The sequence below is a fragment of the Pseudomonas sp. G2-4 genome (assembly GCF_030064125.1).
Lineage (GTDB): Bacteria > Pseudomonadota > Gammaproteobacteria > Pseudomonadales > Pseudomonadaceae > Aquipseudomonas.
On sequence record NZ_CP125957.1, the window covers coordinates 1,351,947 to 1,367,119 of the forward strand.

At 61.8% G+C, this 15,173-nt stretch carries 15 protein-coding genes; 6 read left to right on the forward strand and 9 right to left on the reverse strand.

The window, feature by feature from the left end; genetic code table 11:
* Positions 1 to 77 precede the first annotated feature (77 nt).
* From QNH97_RS06010 to QNH97_RS06020, 3 genes are all read right to left on the reverse strand, one after another.
* On the reverse strand, positions 78 to 1,766 hold the full coding sequence (locus QNH97_RS06010) for an ATP-dependent DNA ligase (RefSeq protein ID WP_283556026.1): 1,689 nt from the start codon (positions 1,764 to 1,766) through the stop codon (positions 78 to 80).
* Complete coding sequence (locus tag QNH97_RS06015) at positions 1,763 to 2,794, reverse strand: ligase-associated DNA damage response exonuclease (RefSeq protein WP_283556027.1); 1,032 nt, start codon at positions 2,792 to 2,794, stop codon at positions 1,763 to 1,765. The genes QNH97_RS06010 and QNH97_RS06015 overlap by 4 nt, the downstream gene beginning before the upstream one ends.
* Positions 2,795 to 3,002: 208 nt before the next feature.
* Positions 3,003 to 5,453 (reverse strand): penicillin acylase family protein, encoded by a 2,451-nt coding sequence (locus tag QNH97_RS06020; protein ID WP_283556028.1) that lies wholly within the window; start codon positions 5,451 to 5,453, stop codon positions 3,003 to 3,005.
* 197 nt (positions 5,454 to 5,650) lie between these two features.
* On the opposite strand from QNH97_RS06020, the gene QNH97_RS06025 reads away from it, so the two are divergent.
* Positions 5,651 to 6,208 carry a cysteine hydrolase family protein gene (locus QNH97_RS06025; protein ID WP_283557432.1) on the forward strand — a complete coding sequence of 186 codons (558 nt, stop codon included), beginning with the start codon at positions 5,651 to 5,653 and terminating at the stop codon, positions 6,206 to 6,208.
* 184 nt (positions 6,209 to 6,392) lie between these two features.
* Here QNH97_RS06025 and QNH97_RS06030 read toward each other — a convergent pair whose 3' ends face one another.
* The 4 genes from QNH97_RS06030 to QNH97_RS06045 all read right to left on the reverse strand — a co-directional run bounded on the left by QNH97_RS06030 (position 6,393) and on the right by QNH97_RS06045 (position 8,144).
* Entirely contained in the window at positions 6,393 to 6,596 is a 204-nt protein-coding gene (locus tag QNH97_RS06030; protein ID WP_123342457.1) for an SEC-C metal-binding domain-containing protein, read from the reverse strand.
* Positions 6,597 to 6,601: 5 nt separating this feature from the next.
* Positions 6,602 to 7,087 carry an LEA/WHy family protein gene (locus QNH97_RS06035; RefSeq protein ID WP_283556029.1) on the reverse strand — a complete coding sequence of 162 codons (486 nt, stop codon included), beginning with the start codon at positions 7,085 to 7,087 and terminating at the stop codon, positions 6,602 to 6,604.
* A 68-nt stretch (positions 7,088 to 7,155) separates the two neighbouring features.
* Positions 7,156 to 7,632: a YchJ family protein gene (locus QNH97_RS06040; RefSeq protein ID WP_283556030.1), complete on the reverse strand. Its 477-nt coding sequence runs from the start codon at positions 7,630 to 7,632 to the stop codon at positions 7,156 to 7,158.
* A gap of 14 nt (positions 7,633 to 7,646) precedes the next feature.
* A complete protein-coding gene (locus tag QNH97_RS06045; protein WP_283556031.1) occupies positions 7,647 to 8,144 on the reverse strand; it encodes a DUF6231 family protein in 498 nt (165 codons plus the stop codon).
* A gap of 192 nt (positions 8,145 to 8,336) precedes the next feature.
* On the opposite strand from QNH97_RS06045, the gene QNH97_RS06050 reads away from it, so the two are divergent.
* The 4 genes from QNH97_RS06050 (at position 8,337) to QNH97_RS06065 (ending at position 11,016) form a co-directional block, all read left to right on the forward strand.
* Complete coding sequence (locus QNH97_RS06050) at positions 8,337 to 9,032, forward strand: PA1041 family peptidoglycan-binding anchor lipoprotein (RefSeq protein ID WP_283556032.1); 696 nt, start codon at positions 8,337 to 8,339, stop codon at positions 9,030 to 9,032.
* Between the two features lie 90 nt (positions 9,033 to 9,122).
* Positions 9,123 to 9,848: a PA1041 family peptidoglycan-binding anchor lipoprotein gene (locus QNH97_RS06055; RefSeq protein WP_283556033.1), complete on the forward strand. Its 726-nt coding sequence runs from the start codon at positions 9,123 to 9,125 to the stop codon at positions 9,846 to 9,848.
* A gap of 144 nt (positions 9,849 to 9,992) precedes the next feature.
* Complete coding sequence (locus tag QNH97_RS06060; protein ID WP_283556034.1) at positions 9,993 to 10,265, forward strand: DUF1145 domain-containing protein; 273 nt, start codon at positions 9,993 to 9,995, stop codon at positions 10,263 to 10,265.
* A complete protein-coding gene (locus QNH97_RS06065) occupies positions 10,258 to 11,016 on the forward strand; it encodes a collagen-like protein (protein ID WP_283556035.1) in 759 nt (252 codons plus the stop codon). The genes QNH97_RS06060 and QNH97_RS06065 overlap by 8 nt, the downstream gene beginning before the upstream one ends.
* Before the next feature lie 51 nt (positions 11,017 to 11,067).
* On the opposite strand, the gene QNH97_RS06070 is transcribed toward QNH97_RS06065, so the two are convergent.
* Both QNH97_RS06070 and QNH97_RS06075 read right to left on the reverse strand, forming a co-directional pair.
* Entirely contained in the window at positions 11,068 to 12,015 is a 948-nt protein-coding gene (locus QNH97_RS06070; protein WP_283553080.1) for an IS110 family RNA-guided transposase, read from the reverse strand.
* Between the two features lie 305 nt (positions 12,016 to 12,320).
* Positions 12,321 to 12,785, reverse strand: coding sequence for a CopD family protein (locus QNH97_RS06075; protein ID WP_283556036.1), 465 nt, complete (start codon positions 12,783 to 12,785; stop codon positions 12,321 to 12,323).
* Positions 12,786 to 12,884: 99 nt separating this feature from the next.
* Between QNH97_RS06075 and dinG the strand changes: the two genes are divergently transcribed.
* Positions 12,885 to 15,029: an ATP-dependent DNA helicase DinG gene (gene dinG / locus QNH97_RS06080; RefSeq protein ID WP_283556037.1), complete on the forward strand. Its 2,145-nt coding sequence runs from the start codon at positions 12,885 to 12,887 to the stop codon at positions 15,027 to 15,029.
* The last annotated feature ends 144 nt before the right edge of the window (positions 15,030 to 15,173 follow it).

Here is a 15,173-nt window from a genome sequence, read left to right on the forward strand (position 1 = left end):
TTCGCAGCCCAGCGGGAGCAAGCTCCCTCGCCACATGCGTTTGTGCAAACTTGACGATCCCGGACATGCAGCTGGCGTTATTTCAGCAAATCCTGCAGCGTCGTCAACGTGTCGGCTTCATCGACGCTTTTATCCCTGCGCCAGCGCAACATCCGCGGAAACCGCACGGCGATCCCGCTCTTGTGGCGCTTGGACAACGCGATGCCCTCGAAACCCAGCTCAAACACCAAGGTAGGTGTGACACTGCTCACCGGGCCGAATTTCTCCACGGTAGTCTTGCGCACGATACTGTCGACCTGGCGCATTTCATCATCGGTCAGGCCGGAATACGCCTTGGCGAAGGGCACCAGGGTGCGTTCGCGACTGTCCGGCGGGTTATCCCACACGGCGAAGGTGTAGTCGCTGTAGAGGCTGGCGCGCCGGCCGTGGCCGCGTTGGGCGTAGATCAGTACTGCGTCGACACTGAAGGGGTCGATCTTCCATTTCCACCAGACGCCCATGTCCTTGGTCCGCCCGACGCCGTACAGCGCATCACGGGCCTTGAGCATCATGCCCTCGACGCCGAGGCTGCGGGAGGCCTCGCGCTGCCGGGCGAGGTCGGACCAATCATCGCCGGTGACAATCGGCGACGGCAACAGCACCGGGCTGCGGCTACGAGCAATCAGTGTTTCCAGTTGCTCGCGACGTTCGGTTTGCGGACGACTGCGCCAGTCTTCGCCTTGCCATTCCAGCAGGTCGTAGGCCATCACCACCACGGGAGCGTCCTCGAGGATTTTCTTGCCCAGGGTCTTGCGCCCGATGCGTTGCTGCAACAGGGCGAAAGGCTGCACCGACGGTTGCAGCGGGGTATCCGGATCGAAGGCGTCCTCAGTGACGGGGCGCGAGGTTTTCCACACCACGATTTCCCCGTCGATCACCGTACCGTCGGGCAGGGTTTGCGCCAGCGAGTGCAGTTCGGGGAAGCGCTCGGTGACCAGTTCCTCACCCCGCGACCAGACCCACAAATGCCCGTCGCGCTTGACCACTTGGGAACGAATGCCGTCCCACTTCCATTCCACTTGCCAGTCACTGGCGGGTCCCAGCAAGGCATTGAACTGCTCCATCGGTTGCGATAAGGCATGGGCCAGGAAGAATGGGTAGGGCTGACCGCCGCGTTGGGCGTGTTCATCGTCGGATTCGGCAGCGATCAGCTTGAGGTAACTGGCCGCTGTCGGCCGATGGGACAGGTCGGTGTAGCCGACCAGGCGCTGGGCCACCCGTTTGCTGTCCAGCCCGGCCATGCCGGCCAGGGCCCGTGTCACCAGCAGTTTGGACACGCCGACCCGGAAGCTGCCGGTGATGAGCTTGATGCAGAGCATCAGGCTTGGCCGGTCGAGTTGCGCCCACAACGCCGGTAGCCGCTGCGCCAACACCTCGGGCGACTCGCCGCGCAAGGGCAGCAGTTTCTCCTCGATCCACAGCGCCAGGCCTTCGTCGGAGCTGTGAGGCGATTCCGGCAACACCAACGAGATGGTTTCCGCCAGGTCGCCCACGGCCTGATAACTTTCTTCGAACAGCCACAATGACAATCCGGACACCTGCACCGCCAGCTCCCGCAGGACTTTCACCGGTACCAGTTGCCGTGGGCGCCCGCCGGAGAGGAAATACACCGCCCACGCCGCGTCCTGGGGCGGAGCCTGGGTGAAGTAGTCTTGCATGGCGGCCAGTTTGGCATTGCTGGACGTGGTGGCGTCCAATCCGGCGTACAGCTCGGCGAAGGCCTTCATGACGCGTCCTCGTCGGTGTCTGTGGCCGCAGCGACGTCCTCTTCATCATCGCCGTATTCGGTGGTGAAACCCTGGGCGTCGAGGCCTTGTTCGCACAAGTGACGCACCAGCACGCCCACCGAACCGTGGGTGACCATGACCCGCTCGGCGCCGGTCTGTTCGATGGCCCAAAGCAGACCGGGCCAGTCGGCGTGGTCGGACAGCACAAACCCCCGGTCCACGCCGCGCCGTCGACGGGTGCCGCGCAGGCGCATCCAGCCGCTGGCGAAGGCATCGCTGTAGTCGCCGAACCGGCGCATCCAACTGCTGCCACCGGCAGAGGGTGGGGCGATCACCAGCGCCCGGTTCATGATCGGGTCGTTCTTTTTCACGTCGCCGGCATAGATCGTCGGTGGCAGATGAACACCAGCCTCGCGGTAGACCCGGTTCAGCGGTTCGACCGCCCCGTGGGCGAGAATGGGGCCAAGGGTTTCGTCGATACCGTGGAGAATCCGCTGGGCCTTGCCGAAGGAATAACAGAACAGCACGCTGGCACGGCCCGCAGCGATGTTGCCGCTCCACCACTGGTTGATTTCGTCGAAAATCTGCGCCTGTGGTTGCCACCGATAGATCGGTAGACCGAAGGTGGATTCGGTGATGAACGTATGGCATTTCACTGGCTCGAACGGCGTACAAGTGCCGTCGGGCTCGACTTTGTAGTCCCCTGACGCCACCCAAACCTCGCCCTGGTATTCCAGGCGCACCTGGGCCGAGCCCAGCACGTGGCCGGCGGGATGAAAACTCAAGGTCACGCCGTGATGCAGCAGACGTTCGCCATAGGGCAGGGTTTGCAGGTTGATGTCCTGACCCAGCCGCGAACGCAGAATGCCTTCGCCGGGTGCCGCTGCCAGGTAGTGTTGGTTGCCGCCACGAGCGTGATCGCCATGGGCGTGGGTGATGACCGAGCGTTCCACCGGGCGCCACGGGTCGATGTAGAAATCTCCGGGCGGGCAATACAGGCCTTCGGGGCGGGCAATGACAAGATCCATGCAATCACCGGGGCGATGGGCTTGTCAGGTAGAGGCGAGGGCGAGGGGGGAAGTTCTATCGGATTTAGTGGGGGGACTGACGCCATCGCGAGCAAGCTCGCTCCCACATTGGCTTTGTGTCGAATCGCAATACGGATTCAACACCGGCCTCTGTGGGAGCGAGCTTGCTCGCGATCGGGTGCGCAGCGCCCGCAAAAAAGGGCTGCAGTTACTTGCCAGGCACCAGGGTCAACCGCGTCTTGCCATACGCTCGATCAAAATTCTGCGGTTGCATGGGCAGGTTCTGATATTGCCCCTTGATCCACGGATCGATGCCGTTGACGTAGTTCGGGCTGGCCGGGTTATCGGATTGGCCGGTGCCGCCCTGAATCATCAACGGCTCGGGCTGGCCGAAGTCGACGATAAAGCGCGTTGCCGGCGCGAGGGTGGTGGTGAAATCCTGGCCCCAAGCGAACGGCGCCATGTTGAGTGTGGTGGCGTCGCCTCCGGCCGGTATTGGGCCGCGCACGATCTGGCCGTTGCTGTTTTTCCACGCGTAGTGATGCAGCTTGCCCCACTGCCAGGCCTTGTGATCAGCGCCCAACTGGCTGTCGCCGGCGCTGATGGCCGCGGCCAGGCTTCGAGCGAGGATAACGGCCTTGTCTTCCTTCTGCGGTGTACGCACGTCGTCCCAGAACGGGCTGTCCTCGCGACCCAGCAGATGATCGGCCTGGGCCGAGTAGGACAATTGGCCGTTGGCGACCAGCGCTTTCCACGCCGGGCTGCTGTCCGGGCCCAGCTCGTCGAGGAAAATCTGCTTCATGCTTTCCTGCAGGAACAGCTCATAGATCGCGGCGTCGGCGGAGGTCGGGCTGAGCCGGCCATCGAACGCCATCAGGCGGGTGTAAGCCTCGCGGGCGTTGGCCCGGTCAGCCACAGGCAGCGCTTCGATCGCTTGCTTGAGCGGCTGGGCCATGCCCGGTGCTTCGAAGACTTTCCTGAGCTTGGCCGCGAACGTCGTGGTCTGGTCGTACTGCATGGCGGTCAGGCTGCGGGCATCATGCTTGCCCCCGCCGGCCAGTTCGGCCATGCGCTCGCCACGCTCCGGCGCGGCCCAGGAATTGGACAGCTGCATGCCGTAGCCGTCGGGAATGACCCGCTGGTTGGCGGTGCCGAGCCAGCCTTGGGCCGGGTCCTGGTCGTAAGGGTGCAGCATCGGGTCGGCGTAACCGTCCCAATCGTAGCGCCCCTCCCAACCCGGCGACGGCAACAGGCCTTCGCCTTCGCGGCGGTTCGGATAACGGCCGGTGACTTGCCAGCCGATGTTGCTGGCGCCGGCGAACACCATGTTCACCGCCAAGGCGCGGATTTCCCGGCTGGCGTCGGAGGCTTTCTCGACGTTCTGTGCCCGGGACAGGTCGAAAAATGCGTCCAGGGTCTTGTCGTCGGAGAAGCTCGGGGTTTGCAAGGCCAGGCCAAAACCGTTGGCCATGGCCAGCCCCTGGGCGCTGTTGAGCAGCGGGCCGTGGCGGGTTTCAAATACCGCCTCGCGAATCGGTCGCTGACCCTTGATGAAGTAGGTTTCGTTACGCACCATCACTGGCTGCCATTTGCCGTTGACCTCGTAGGACAGGCCATTGCCCTGGCGTCGGATCTTTTCCAGGAACAGGTCCTGGTTGTCCCCCAGTACGCTGGTCATGCTCCAGGCCACTTTGCCGTTGAAGCCCGCCAGAATTATGGGAATGCCCGCTACGGAAAGCCCGGCCGCCTGGTACTTGGGCGCACGGATCTGCACAGGTACCCACAGCGACGACGTGCCCAATGGCCCATGGCTGTCGCTGGCCAGCAGGCTCTTGCCGCTGCGGCTGCGTTGCGGCGCGATGGCCCAGTTGCTCGAAGACGTTGCATTCAACAGGTTCAGCCCGCTCAACTGGGCGGTGGCCTGGCTGATTTCGGCCAGGCCCGGGACTTGTCCATTGAGTCGCAGTCCTTGGTACTTATCGGCCTCGGCCAGCGGCAGTTGCTCGTCCGGATAGGACGGGCTCAGCCAGGCGAGTTTGTCAGGGGAGACGGTCTGGGCCAGCACCAGGCTGGCGATTTCTTCTGGCAGGTTGGCCGACTGGCTGAAATTCAGCAGGCAGAACATCAACGCCGAGTCTTCCGGCTTCCAGTACTCGGGTTTGTAGCCGGTGGCAGCCAGGTCCGAAGGCAGCTTGTCGCGGTAGCGGAACAGGTAGGCATTGACGCCGCGGGCATAGACTTCGAAGAAGCGTTTGAGCCGAGGCGAAGACGCCTTGTACAGCTCATCGGCGTTTTTCTTCAGATTGATGGCGCGCATGTAGCGGTCGACATCCAGCCGCTCGGCGCCGGACATTTCCGCCAACCGACCCTGGGCCAGCAGGCGCAGGGTCACCATCTGGGTGACGCGATCGCTGGCGTGGACGTAGCCGAGGGTGAACAGGGCGTCGTGGAAGCTGTTGCTTTCGATCAGCGGCATGCCCAGGGCATTGCGCCGAACCGAGACGTTCTGCGCCAGCCCCTTGAGCGGCTGCACGCCGGAGGTGGGTGCTACGGTGTCCTGCGTGTTCCAGGCCTGGCAACCGCTCAAACCGAGCACACTGGCCACTGCGGCGGCAACGCCGAGCCGGGGAATGAAAGAAATAGAGGCTGGCGAGGCCATGGCAAAGCTCCTGCGGGAGGGGGCAGCAATAAAGGCGCTACGTTAGTGAGCGGGAGGGGGCGGCGCAAGCGGGGGCGAGGGTTATTTGTTGATTTGGCGATGAATGCCTGGGGCCACGGTTCCGGATAAGGCTTGCCTGTAGGAAACAGTGGTGCTCAAGTACGGAAAATCCAATGACTAGCAATGGAAAAACCGCCATGGAGCTACAAAGTAACGCGGCGCTGATCCTCATCGATCAACAGAAAGGCATCCTTCATCCCAGGCTTGGCCCTCGCAACAACCCCGAGGCTGAGTTGCGCATGAGCGAGCTCCTGGCTTTCTGGCGACATTCGGCGCGGCCGGTGATTCATGTCCATCACCTGTCCCGTTCACCGGACTCGGTGTTCTGGCCGGGACAGTCAGGCGTGGAGGTTCAGCAACGGTTCGAGCCGATGACCGGGGAAGGCCTGATTCAGAAGCAGGTGCCGGACGCGTTCAGTGGCACCCGTCTGGAGGCGGATCTGCGCGAGGCTGGGATCGGGCAGTTGGTGATCGTCGGCGTGGCAACGAACAACTCGGTAGAGTCAACGGCGCGTACGGCCGGCAACCTGGGATTCGACACCTGGGTGGTCGAGGACGCCTGCTTTACCTTCGACAAGGCCGATTATTTCGGTATTGCCCGTACGGCCAGCGAGGTGCATGCCATGTCGCTGGGCAACTTGCATGGCGAGTATGCGACGGTGGTCAGTGTGAGGCAGATTCTTGAGGCGGGTTGATCATCTTGTGAGAGCGAGCGTGTCAGATTAATCCATGCTGACTGGCCCACCGCATTCGCGAGCAAGCTCGCTCCCACAGGGGGTTTGTGGCGAGACGATACTCAGTGATCACCACCGATCCCTGTGGGAGCGAGCTTGCTCGCGATGACGGTCTAGCAGGCGAAGAAAGTTTTCGCCTGGCTCCTCAAGCCCCGTGACACTTCTTGAATTTCTTGCCATTGCCACAAGGGCAAGGGTCGTTGCGGCCGACATCCTTCAGGGCGTTGCGCACCGGTTCCTGGTGGGCGTGGCCGCAGTTCGGGCCGTGGACATGGCCGTGATCGTGATCGTGCTGATGGTCATGATCGTGGTTGCAATCAGGGCCATGAACGTGGGGTTGCTGGGTCATCGGGGTTACTCCGCAATAAAATCGGCGGCGATTATCACGCCATTGCGCTTCAGGTGCACGTAGTGAGCGATGAATAATCCGGTTTCCAGCTCACCTTCCAGACGATAGGGAATCTGCTGTCGGGGTTTTTCGAGCAATTTCACCACGTCCCGCACTTGTGGCCACAGATTGGTACGGATCGGCACCTTGAAGTAGCCGCTGCGTTGAGGACCCACGGTGAACCAGTGTTCATGCTCACCTTCGGTCAGCAGCAGATCACCCAGGTGGATACGGTAGGTCAGGCCGCGCACGGTCAGGTCGCTGTCGGTGGGGTTGTCGACGCGAAAGTGCAGCATGAACTTCTGTTCCAGCAACCGGGCCCGCACCACCTCGACCTTGACCAGGTGCACCTGCGGTTCAGGGGCTTCGTCACCTCGCCAGAACGCACAGCCGCCAAGCCCGACGAACAGCAGCAGGCAAGTGATGCGTAGCCAGTGTGAAGAGTGAGTCATGTCCGTGCCTCTGGTCTATTCCCAGTCTAGCCCGCTGGTGAGCGGGCGAGCGTCGGACGATTCCGATATCAACGCGTGAAGTAGCCTGCACAGCACTTCTTGAATTTGTGTCCACTGCCGCATGGGCAGCTGTCGTTGCGTCCGGCCTTGACCGGCACGGTGGGGTCGATGAAGTACCAGCGCCCGCCATTCTGTACGAACGATGACTGTTCGCGGTGGCTATGTTCTCCCTGGCCGTCGTGCCAGCGCGCGGTAAACGTGACAAAGGCGTGTTCCGGCTGCCCGCCGAACACCTCGCTGCTTTCCACCTGCAGCCCCAGCCAGGTGCTTTTGGCACTCCATTCGCTGATGGAAGGGCGATCGAGGCCGTCCTGTTGGGCCGGGAGGGTAGTGGCTACCAGGTAATCCACCAGTCCCAGCACGTAGGCGCTATAGCGTGAGCGCATCAAGGCTTCGGCGCAGGGGGCCGGGTGTCCGTCGTGGTAATGGCCGCAGCAGGTGTCCAATGGGTTGCCACTGCCGCAGGGACAAATGGTTGTGTGCATGCTTGTGTTCACGGCTACCACCAGTATTTTCCAAAGTTTTCCGGGTTGGCCCAAAAACGTGAGTTGAGCCAGTCGGGGACTTGTTTGTATTCAAGCAGATCGTAGGTAAACAGGGTCAGCACCTGCTCTTCACGCTGGAATCGCTCGCTGGCTTGCAGGGCCAGGGAGAAAAAGTCGGTCTCTTGCCAGCCGCAGGCGTTAAGGTCGGCCAGCACCGCGATACGACTGGCGTTGAGATTGCGGATACCGCCCAACAGGTTCAGACCGTCGCGCTTGGGTAGATGCTCCAGGCAATCGAGAGCCAGGGCCAGGTCAAAGCGCTGCGCCGCCACATTCGCTGGCAGCGAGCCAGGGCCGGCGTGGACCACTTCGGTGCCGGGATGCGCTTGCTGGAACGCTTCGAGCGCGGGAAAGCTGCTGGCGCCGAGCAATAGCAGTTTTTGCGGGGCGTAACGATCAAGCACGGCGGCCAATGCTTGCTGGGGCGTGCGTGAAGAAATGGCAACGGTCATCGAAGTTCCTCAGTCAGAACCACAACGATAGCCTGCCCGGACATCATGGCCTAGAGCGGTTTGTGCTTAAACGAGTCGAACTGCCGTAAACACGGGGCGAAACTCGCGAATGTCGAAGGCTGGCGCAGACCCGAACTCGGGTCTTTACTCCCCTGAATCGGCGCTACGCCGATCCCTCAAGGAGAAAACCCGATGAGCATAGTTCGGACAGCGTTACCCCTGGTTCTGCTCACCAGTGTGTTGACTGGTTGCGCAGGTTTGCAGAAAACCGACTGGCCGACCTGTGCGGCCGTCGGCGGCGTAATCGGCGCGGGCCTGGGCGCCACCGAAAGTACCTCCTGGGCCGGCGGTGGAGCGCTATTCGTCGGCACCATGGCGGCGGCCTATTGCTGGGTGCACGGCGATGGCGACGAAGATGGCGATGGTGTCCCAGACAGCCGCGACAAGTGCCCGGGTACACCGAAGGGCGTGCAGGTCGATGCTGACGGCTGCCCGCCGCCCGTCCCGGCGCCAGTGGTTGAAGAAGTCGTGGTGGTCAAGGAAGAAACCATCGTGATCCGCGACGTGCATTTTGAGTTCAACAAAGCCACGCTGACCCCGGGCGACAAGGATGTCCTGAGTACCGTTGCGACGCGGCTGAAGCAAGAAACATCCACCGCGCAACTGCGGGTCACCGGCCACACCGACAGTGTTGGCAGCGATGCCTACAACCAACGGTTGTCTGAGAAACGGGCCAATTCGGTGGTGCAATACCTGGTCGAGAACGGTGTGCCTCGTGCCAGTTTCGTCTCGGTGTCCGGTGCCGGTGAGAGTCAGCCGGTGGCCGACAACAAGACCGCCGATGGCCGCGCGATGAACCGCCGCACGGAAATCAAGATAAACCGCTGAAACCCTTGTCATCCGCAGCTTGTGCAGTCGCGGATGCAGGTCTTTACTCCTGTGTGACCGGTATGGGCCGGTGACACAGGAGCCTTCACCATGAACGTTCTAATAAAGGCCGCCGTACCGGTATTGCTGGCGGGCAGTTTGTTGTCCGGCTGCGCCACTCACAGCGATGGCAGCGCACCTCTTAATCAACGCACCTGGCCAATCTGCAGCCTGATCGGCGGACTGGTCGGCGGTGGGCTTGGCGCCATTGAAAGCAGCGGCTGGGCTGCCGGCGGCGCGGCCTTGGGGTTGGTGGGCGGTGGTTTGATCTGCTACGCCCAGGATGGCGATGAAGACGACGATGGCGTGTTCGACCGCCGCGACCGTTGTCCTGACACGCCGGCCAATACCCCCGTCGAACATCACGGTTGCCCGCTGCCGCAATACCCGGCCAGTGCGCCACCGGTCGAGCCTCAGGCACCGGCCACCGAAGTCATCACCCTCAACGATGCCGGCAAGGTGCTGTTCGATTTCGACAAATCCGATCTCACGGCAGAAGCTCGCAGCCAGCTCGATGGGCTGATGGGCAAATTGAGCCAGGCCAATATCGCCAGCATCCGGGTGGTGGGCCACACCGACAGCGTCGGAACCGATGCCTACAATGAGGGCTTGTCCGAACGGCGCGCCAACAGCGTCGTGGAGTACTTGCTGACCCAGGGGCTGGCCCCGGACAAACTCACCAGCGAAGGCAAGGGTGAAAGCGAACCGGTGGCTGACAACGAGAGCGACGAAGGGCGGGCGCAGAACCGTCGGGTTGAACTGCATCTCCAGCGTTGAGCCCTGCGCCAGAGCCGTCGGATCGCCAGAAGGGCGGTTCGGCGGTCACTGGCCGATGGTAAATTAAATTTACCCTTCCCTCTGGCTTATCCTGCGCGCAAGCCGTTACTGTGCGCCCAAAGAATAATACTCATCGGGAGGCGTATGAAGGTGTTTTGGGGACTGGGGCGCTTGCTGACCCTGCTGTTTTGGCTAGTGGTGCTGGTCAACCTGATCATGCCGTTTGTCCATCCGCTGCATGAGCTGGTCAATTTCGCTGGAGCGATGTTGCTGGCGGTCCATGTGCTGGAGCTTTTGTTGTTCCGGGCGCGCTTTCGTGGCCGACCCTCGCCTGGCCGCGATCGCCTCAGAGTGCTGCTGTTCGGCATCTTTCACCTGCTAACCATCCCGACCGCGCCAGAGGCTTCCCATGCGTAAATTGTGTCTGCTCGTTGCCTTCGCGTGCCCATGGGCATCGGCCCAAGTGCTTCAGGTAGAAAGTCACTCGTTGATGCGCCTGCCCAACACTACTAGCACCCTGACCCTGGAGCGGCTGGACGTGGCCGATTACGGCACGTTGCTGGTGCCTTCCAACGTCACGCAATTGTCCATCGGCCAACTGCACCTGGGGCGGGAGGCGCGAATCGCCATCGTGCCTGCGCAGCAGGTGCTGGAAATGAAGGTTGCCCAGGCTGAATTGGCCGACGGCAGCCAGATCACGTCCCGTGGCGCGCCGGGCACCTACACGAAGGCGGCCCGGCCGGGGCGCGATCTCAACTTGCGTTTCAATGCCTTGAATGCGCCGCTGTTGTCGGTGGATGCCCGTGGCGGTACCGGTGCCCCGGGTTTCGTCGGCCTTGACGGTGCCAATGGCCAGGCGCCGGGTTGCACTTGGGGTTCGGCCGGCCGCGGTGCCGACGGCAGTAACGGCAGCGATGGACAACCGGGTGCGGCTGGTGCGCTGGTACGCCTCGAAGTGCCTCGCGAGTATCCCGACGAACAGATCAAGGTCGCAGTGGACGGCGGTGCCGGTGGCGCGGCCGGGCCTGGTGGCAAGCCTGGTGCCGGGGGTAAGGCCAAGGGCTGTCTCATCTATACCGCCGACGGCGGTAAAAGCGGTCGCCCTGGTGCCGATGGCCAGCCAGGACCGGCTGGAGCGGCGGGGGCGGTGACGGTGCAACGGTTCTGAAGAAAAATCTGATCTCGACCTGTGGGAGATTCTATGGTGCAGGGCTACCCCCTAAATGCCTTTCGGTAAGTATTCGCTCTGATTCTTCAGCAGGGCGAATACCACTCGGGCAAGCTTGCGGGCCAGTGCCACTAATGCTTCGGTTGTGCTGAGTCCCCGGGCCCTTAGTGCCTCATAAAAACCCTTCCATGCCGCTGTGCGCCTCGCCGACATCGCGGCGTTGTGCATCAATCGACGGGCCTCTGGGTCACCTCGCTTAGACAGGCAGCGGCGTCCCTTCTTTTTCCCTGAGTCCGATATACGCAGGTCTAGGCCCAGAAAAGCGATGAAGGCATCGGCATTTCTGAAATCCCCACGCTGAAACGACGTGAGCAAACGGGCACCGTTCAACAGGCCAATGCCTTCGACTTTCATGCAGCGCTTGAGCTGAGCGCCCAAGCCAGCGGCTTCCAACTGCGTCTGGATTGTTTTCTCGAGCAAGATCTCCAGTCGTTGCATGGCCTTTATCTGGTTCTCAAAGGCCCTTTTGAGCAACGGTTCGTTGGACCAACTTTGCTTGAGGCTGACACGCGCCTGGACCAAGGCTGCCCGACGCCGGAAGAGGCTTATAAGCCGGCAATACAAGGGCGATGGCGGGGTCCACGGGTGCAACTGGTGGCCTTCGTTGTTCAAGTAGCGAGCCAACAACCGAGCATCCAGCGCATCGGTTTTAGCGCGAACTTTCACACCTTTGCGGTAATGGCTGAGCTCGTAGCCGCCGATCATGTAGATCACACAGCCTTGCGCATAAGCCAGATCGGCGAATTCCTGATGATAGATATTGGTGGCTTCGATGGCGACATCCACTGGCGCGGACAATTCCTTGAGCCACTTCTTGATCGCTGCCTTGGTGTTGGGGATCGCTTCCAGTCGATCTGTTTCTGCGTGATAAATCACCAACTCATCTTTGGCGACATCAACACCCACGATCGGCTTTGCGACAGAAACCGGCATTGCCATTGAAAATCCTCCGGGCTAAGGTTTGAACACTTGAAGGGTTCACCCAGAGGCGCAGGCTTGTTCCTATCGTCGGTCTAGGCCAGATGCATTCTTTATCGGCGCTTGGGTGAAAGGAGGAGGGGTGAAATCTCCCACGGTCTGTACTGCGGCTAACAGTCAGAATCGAGCTTTGTCCCTCCTCCTCCCTTCAAGTCCTACCATACAAGCGAGCTTGCTCGCGATGGCATTGTGTCAGTCGATCAAGTATTGCCCGACGGGCCGCCATCGCGAGCAAGCTCGCTCCCACAGGGTTCGGTGCACTATTTTTAGAACATCGGCCGCGCCGCGCCAATCGCCACCACCAGCATGCCGATCAACAGATTGATCCCCACCAGCCTGCGAATTTTCCCCAGCACCGCCGCGCCTGCCGGCCAGTCCTGCGCCGCCACAGCCGTACGCAGCGACGGCAACTGCAAGCCCTGGATACGGATGAACAGTGCCGTCATCACCACATACAAGCCCATCATCACCTGCACATAACGCGGCGCGGTCTCGAAGCCGGCGAAACGTAGATGAATCAGGCCTACGCCGCTGATCGGCAAAAGCACCACCGCCACCCAGACCCAAACGAAAAAACGCTGAAACACTTCTACCCACAGCTTGAGCCGGGCAGGGCCCTCAAGTGCCGTCATTGCGGCGGGTCGCAGGACCATCCAGGCGAAGAACATGCCGCCAACCCAGACCAGGGCCGCCAGTAAATGCAGGGTGTAGATGAGGGCAAAGGGTGTCATTGAGTTACTCCGTTCTGCGCAGGATTCATTAGCGGGGTATGATAGCCGCCGATCCGAACCACTGAAAATTTATCCAGCGTTTTTAGCGCCCGACCATTCATGATCAGCACCGAACTCAAAACCACGATCCAGGGCGCCTATTCGCGTTTTCTCGAAGCCAAGAGCCTCAAGCCGCGATATGGCCAGCGCCTGATGATTGCCGAAGTGGCAAAAGTCCTGGGTGACATCGACACCGACGACGAAGGCCGGCGCAGTGGCGAGCCCGCCGTGGTGGCGGTGGAGGCCGGCACCGGTACCGGCAAGACCGTGGCCTACAGCCTGGCGGCGATCCCCACCGCCAAGGCCGCTGGCAAACGGCTGGTGATCGCCACTGCCACCGTCGCCTTGCAAGAACAGATTGTCTACAAGGACTTGCCCGACCTGATGCGCAACAGCGGCCTGAACTTCACGTTCGCGCTGGCCAAGGGCCGTGGGCGCTACATGTGCCTGTCCAAGCTCGACATGCTGCTGCAGGAAGGCCAGGCGCAGACAGCCACGGCCCAGTTGTTCGAGGAAGAAGGCTTCAAGATCGAAGTCGATGAGGCCAGCCAGAAGCTGTTCACCAGCATGATCGAGAAACTGGCCGGCAATAAGTGGGACGGCGACCGCGACAGCTGGTCCACGGCCCTGGAAGATGCCGACTGGTCCCGCCTGACCACCGACCATAGCCAGTGCACCAACCGTCATTGCCCGAACTTCGGCCAGTGCGCCTTCTATAAAGCCCGCGAAGGCATGGGCAAGGTCGACGTCATCGTCACCAACCACGACATGGTGTTGGCCGACCTGGCCCTGGGCGGTGGCGCAGTGCTGCCGGACCCGCGAGACACGATCTACGTGTTCGACGAAGGCCATCACCTGCCGGACAAGGCCATCGGCCATTTCGCCCATTACACCCGGTTGCGTTCCACCGCCGACTGGCTGGAAACCACCGCCAAGAACCTCACCAAACTGTTGGCCCAGCACCCGTTGCCGGGCGACCTGGGCAAGTTCATCGAGCAAGTGCCTGAGCTGGCGCGGGAAATCAAGACGAACCAGCAGTTCATGTTCACCGCCTGCGAGCAGGTGGCCGATTTCAAACCCGGCGAAGATGTTGAGGGCCGCGAGCGGCCACGCCATCGTTTCGTCGGTGGGGTGATCCCAGAACACATGCGCGAAATGGGCATCGAGCTCAAGAAAGGTTTTTCGCGCCTGACCGACCTGTTCACCCGTCTGACCGACCTGCTCAAAGAGGGCATGGATGGCGAGGTCAACATCGGTATCGCCAGCAACCAGGCCGAGGAGTGGTACCCACTGTTTGGCAGTTTGTTGTCCCGCTGCCAAGGCAACTGGGAGTTGTGGACGGCATTCACCGCCGAAGACCCCGAAGACAACCCGCCCATGGCGCGGTGGCTGACCCTGGCCGAAAGCGGTTCGCTGTTCGACATCGAGGTCAATGCCAGTCCGATCCTGGCCGCGGACATGTTGCGTCGCAACCTGTGGAACGTGGCCTATGGCGCGCTGGTGACCTCCGCCACGCTGACCGCCCTGGGCACCTTCGACCGTTTCCGCATGCGTGCCGGCTTGCCGAAAAAAGCCGTCACTGCCGTGGTCCCGAGTCCGTTCCATCACGCGGACGCCGGCGTGCTGCGGGTACCGGACCTCAAGGCCGATCCACGGGATGCCGCCGCCCACACCGCCGCGATCATCCGTGACTTGCCGGCGCTGGTGGAGGGATCGCGAGGCACCCTGGTGCTGTTTTCCTCGCGCAAACAGATGCAGGACGTGTTCGATGGCCTCGACCGTGACTGGCGCAAGCAAGTGTTCATCCAGGGCAACCTGTCGAAACAGGAAACCCTGAACAAGCACAAGGCGCGGGTCGATGGTGGCGACTCCAGCGTGTTGTTCGGCCTGGCGAGTTTTGCCGAAGGCGTGGATTTGCCCGGTGCCTATTGCGAGCACGTGGTGATCGCCAAGATCCCGTTCTCGGTTCCCGACGACCCGGTGGAAGCCGCGTTGGCCGAGTGGATCGAAGCCCGTGGTGGCAACCCCTTCATGGAAATCTCCGTGCCGGACGCCTCGTTGAAACTGGTCCAGGCCTGCGGTCGGTTGCTGCGCACCGAAGAAGATCGCGGCACCATCACCTTGCTCGACCGACGGCTGGTCACCCAGCGCTATGGCAAGGCGATCCTCAACGCCTTGCCGCCGTTTCGGCGGGAGATTTCCTGATCTTCTGGATGGATGCTATTTGTGGCGAGGGAGCTTGCTCCCGCTGGGCTGCGAAGCAGCCCCCCTCAGAAATCTGGTCGCGATCAACCTGGCACACCGCGGTGCCAGGTTTCGGGGCTGCTTCGCAACCCAGCGGGAGCAAGC

Coding starts and splice junctions, on each gene's coding strand:
- QNH97_RS06010 (WP_283556026.1), bottom strand. CDS start 1,766: ATGAAGGCCTTCGCCGAGCTGTACGCCGGATTGGACGCCACCACGTCC.
- QNH97_RS06015 (WP_283556027.1), bottom strand. CDS start 2,794: ATGGATCTTGTCATTGCCCGCCCCGAAGGCCTGTATTGCCCGCCCGGA.
- QNH97_RS06020 (WP_283556028.1), bottom strand. CDS start 5,453: ATGGCCTCGCCAGCCTCTATTTCTTTCATTCCCCGGCTCGGCGTTGCC.
- QNH97_RS06025 (WP_283557432.1), top strand. CDS start 5,651: ATGGAGCTACAAAGTAACGCGGCGCTGATCCTCATCGATCAACAGAAA.
- QNH97_RS06030 (WP_123342457.1), bottom strand. CDS start 6,596: ATGACCCAGCAACCCCACGTTCATGGCCCTGATTGCAACCACGATCAT.
- QNH97_RS06035 (WP_283556029.1), bottom strand. CDS start 7,087: ATGACTCACTCTTCACACTGGCTACGCATCACTTGCCTGCTGCTGTTC.
- QNH97_RS06040 (WP_283556030.1), bottom strand. CDS start 7,632: ATGCACACAACCATTTGTCCCTGCGGCAGTGGCAACCCATTGGACACC.
- QNH97_RS06045 (WP_283556031.1), bottom strand. CDS start 8,144: ATGACCGTTGCCATTTCTTCACGCACGCCCCAGCAAGCATTGGCCGCC.
- QNH97_RS06050 (WP_283556032.1), top strand. CDS start 8,337: ATGAGCATAGTTCGGACAGCGTTACCCCTGGTTCTGCTCACCAGTGTG.
- QNH97_RS06055 (WP_283556033.1), top strand. CDS start 9,123: ATGAACGTTCTAATAAAGGCCGCCGTACCGGTATTGCTGGCGGGCAGT.
- QNH97_RS06060 (WP_283556034.1), top strand. CDS start 9,993: ATGAAGGTGTTTTGGGGACTGGGGCGCTTGCTGACCCTGCTGTTTTGG.
- QNH97_RS06065 (WP_283556035.1), top strand. CDS start 10,258: ATGCGTAAATTGTGTCTGCTCGTTGCCTTCGCGTGCCCATGGGCATCG.
- QNH97_RS06070 (WP_283553080.1), bottom strand. CDS start 12,015: ATGGCAATGCCGGTTTCTGTCGCAAAGCCGATCGTGGGTGTTGATGTC.
- QNH97_RS06075 (WP_283556036.1), bottom strand. CDS start 12,785: ATGACACCCTTTGCCCTCATCTACACCCTGCATTTACTGGCGGCCCTG.
- dinG (WP_283556037.1), top strand. CDS start 12,885: ATGATCAGCACCGAACTCAAAACCACGATCCAGGGCGCCTATTCGCGT.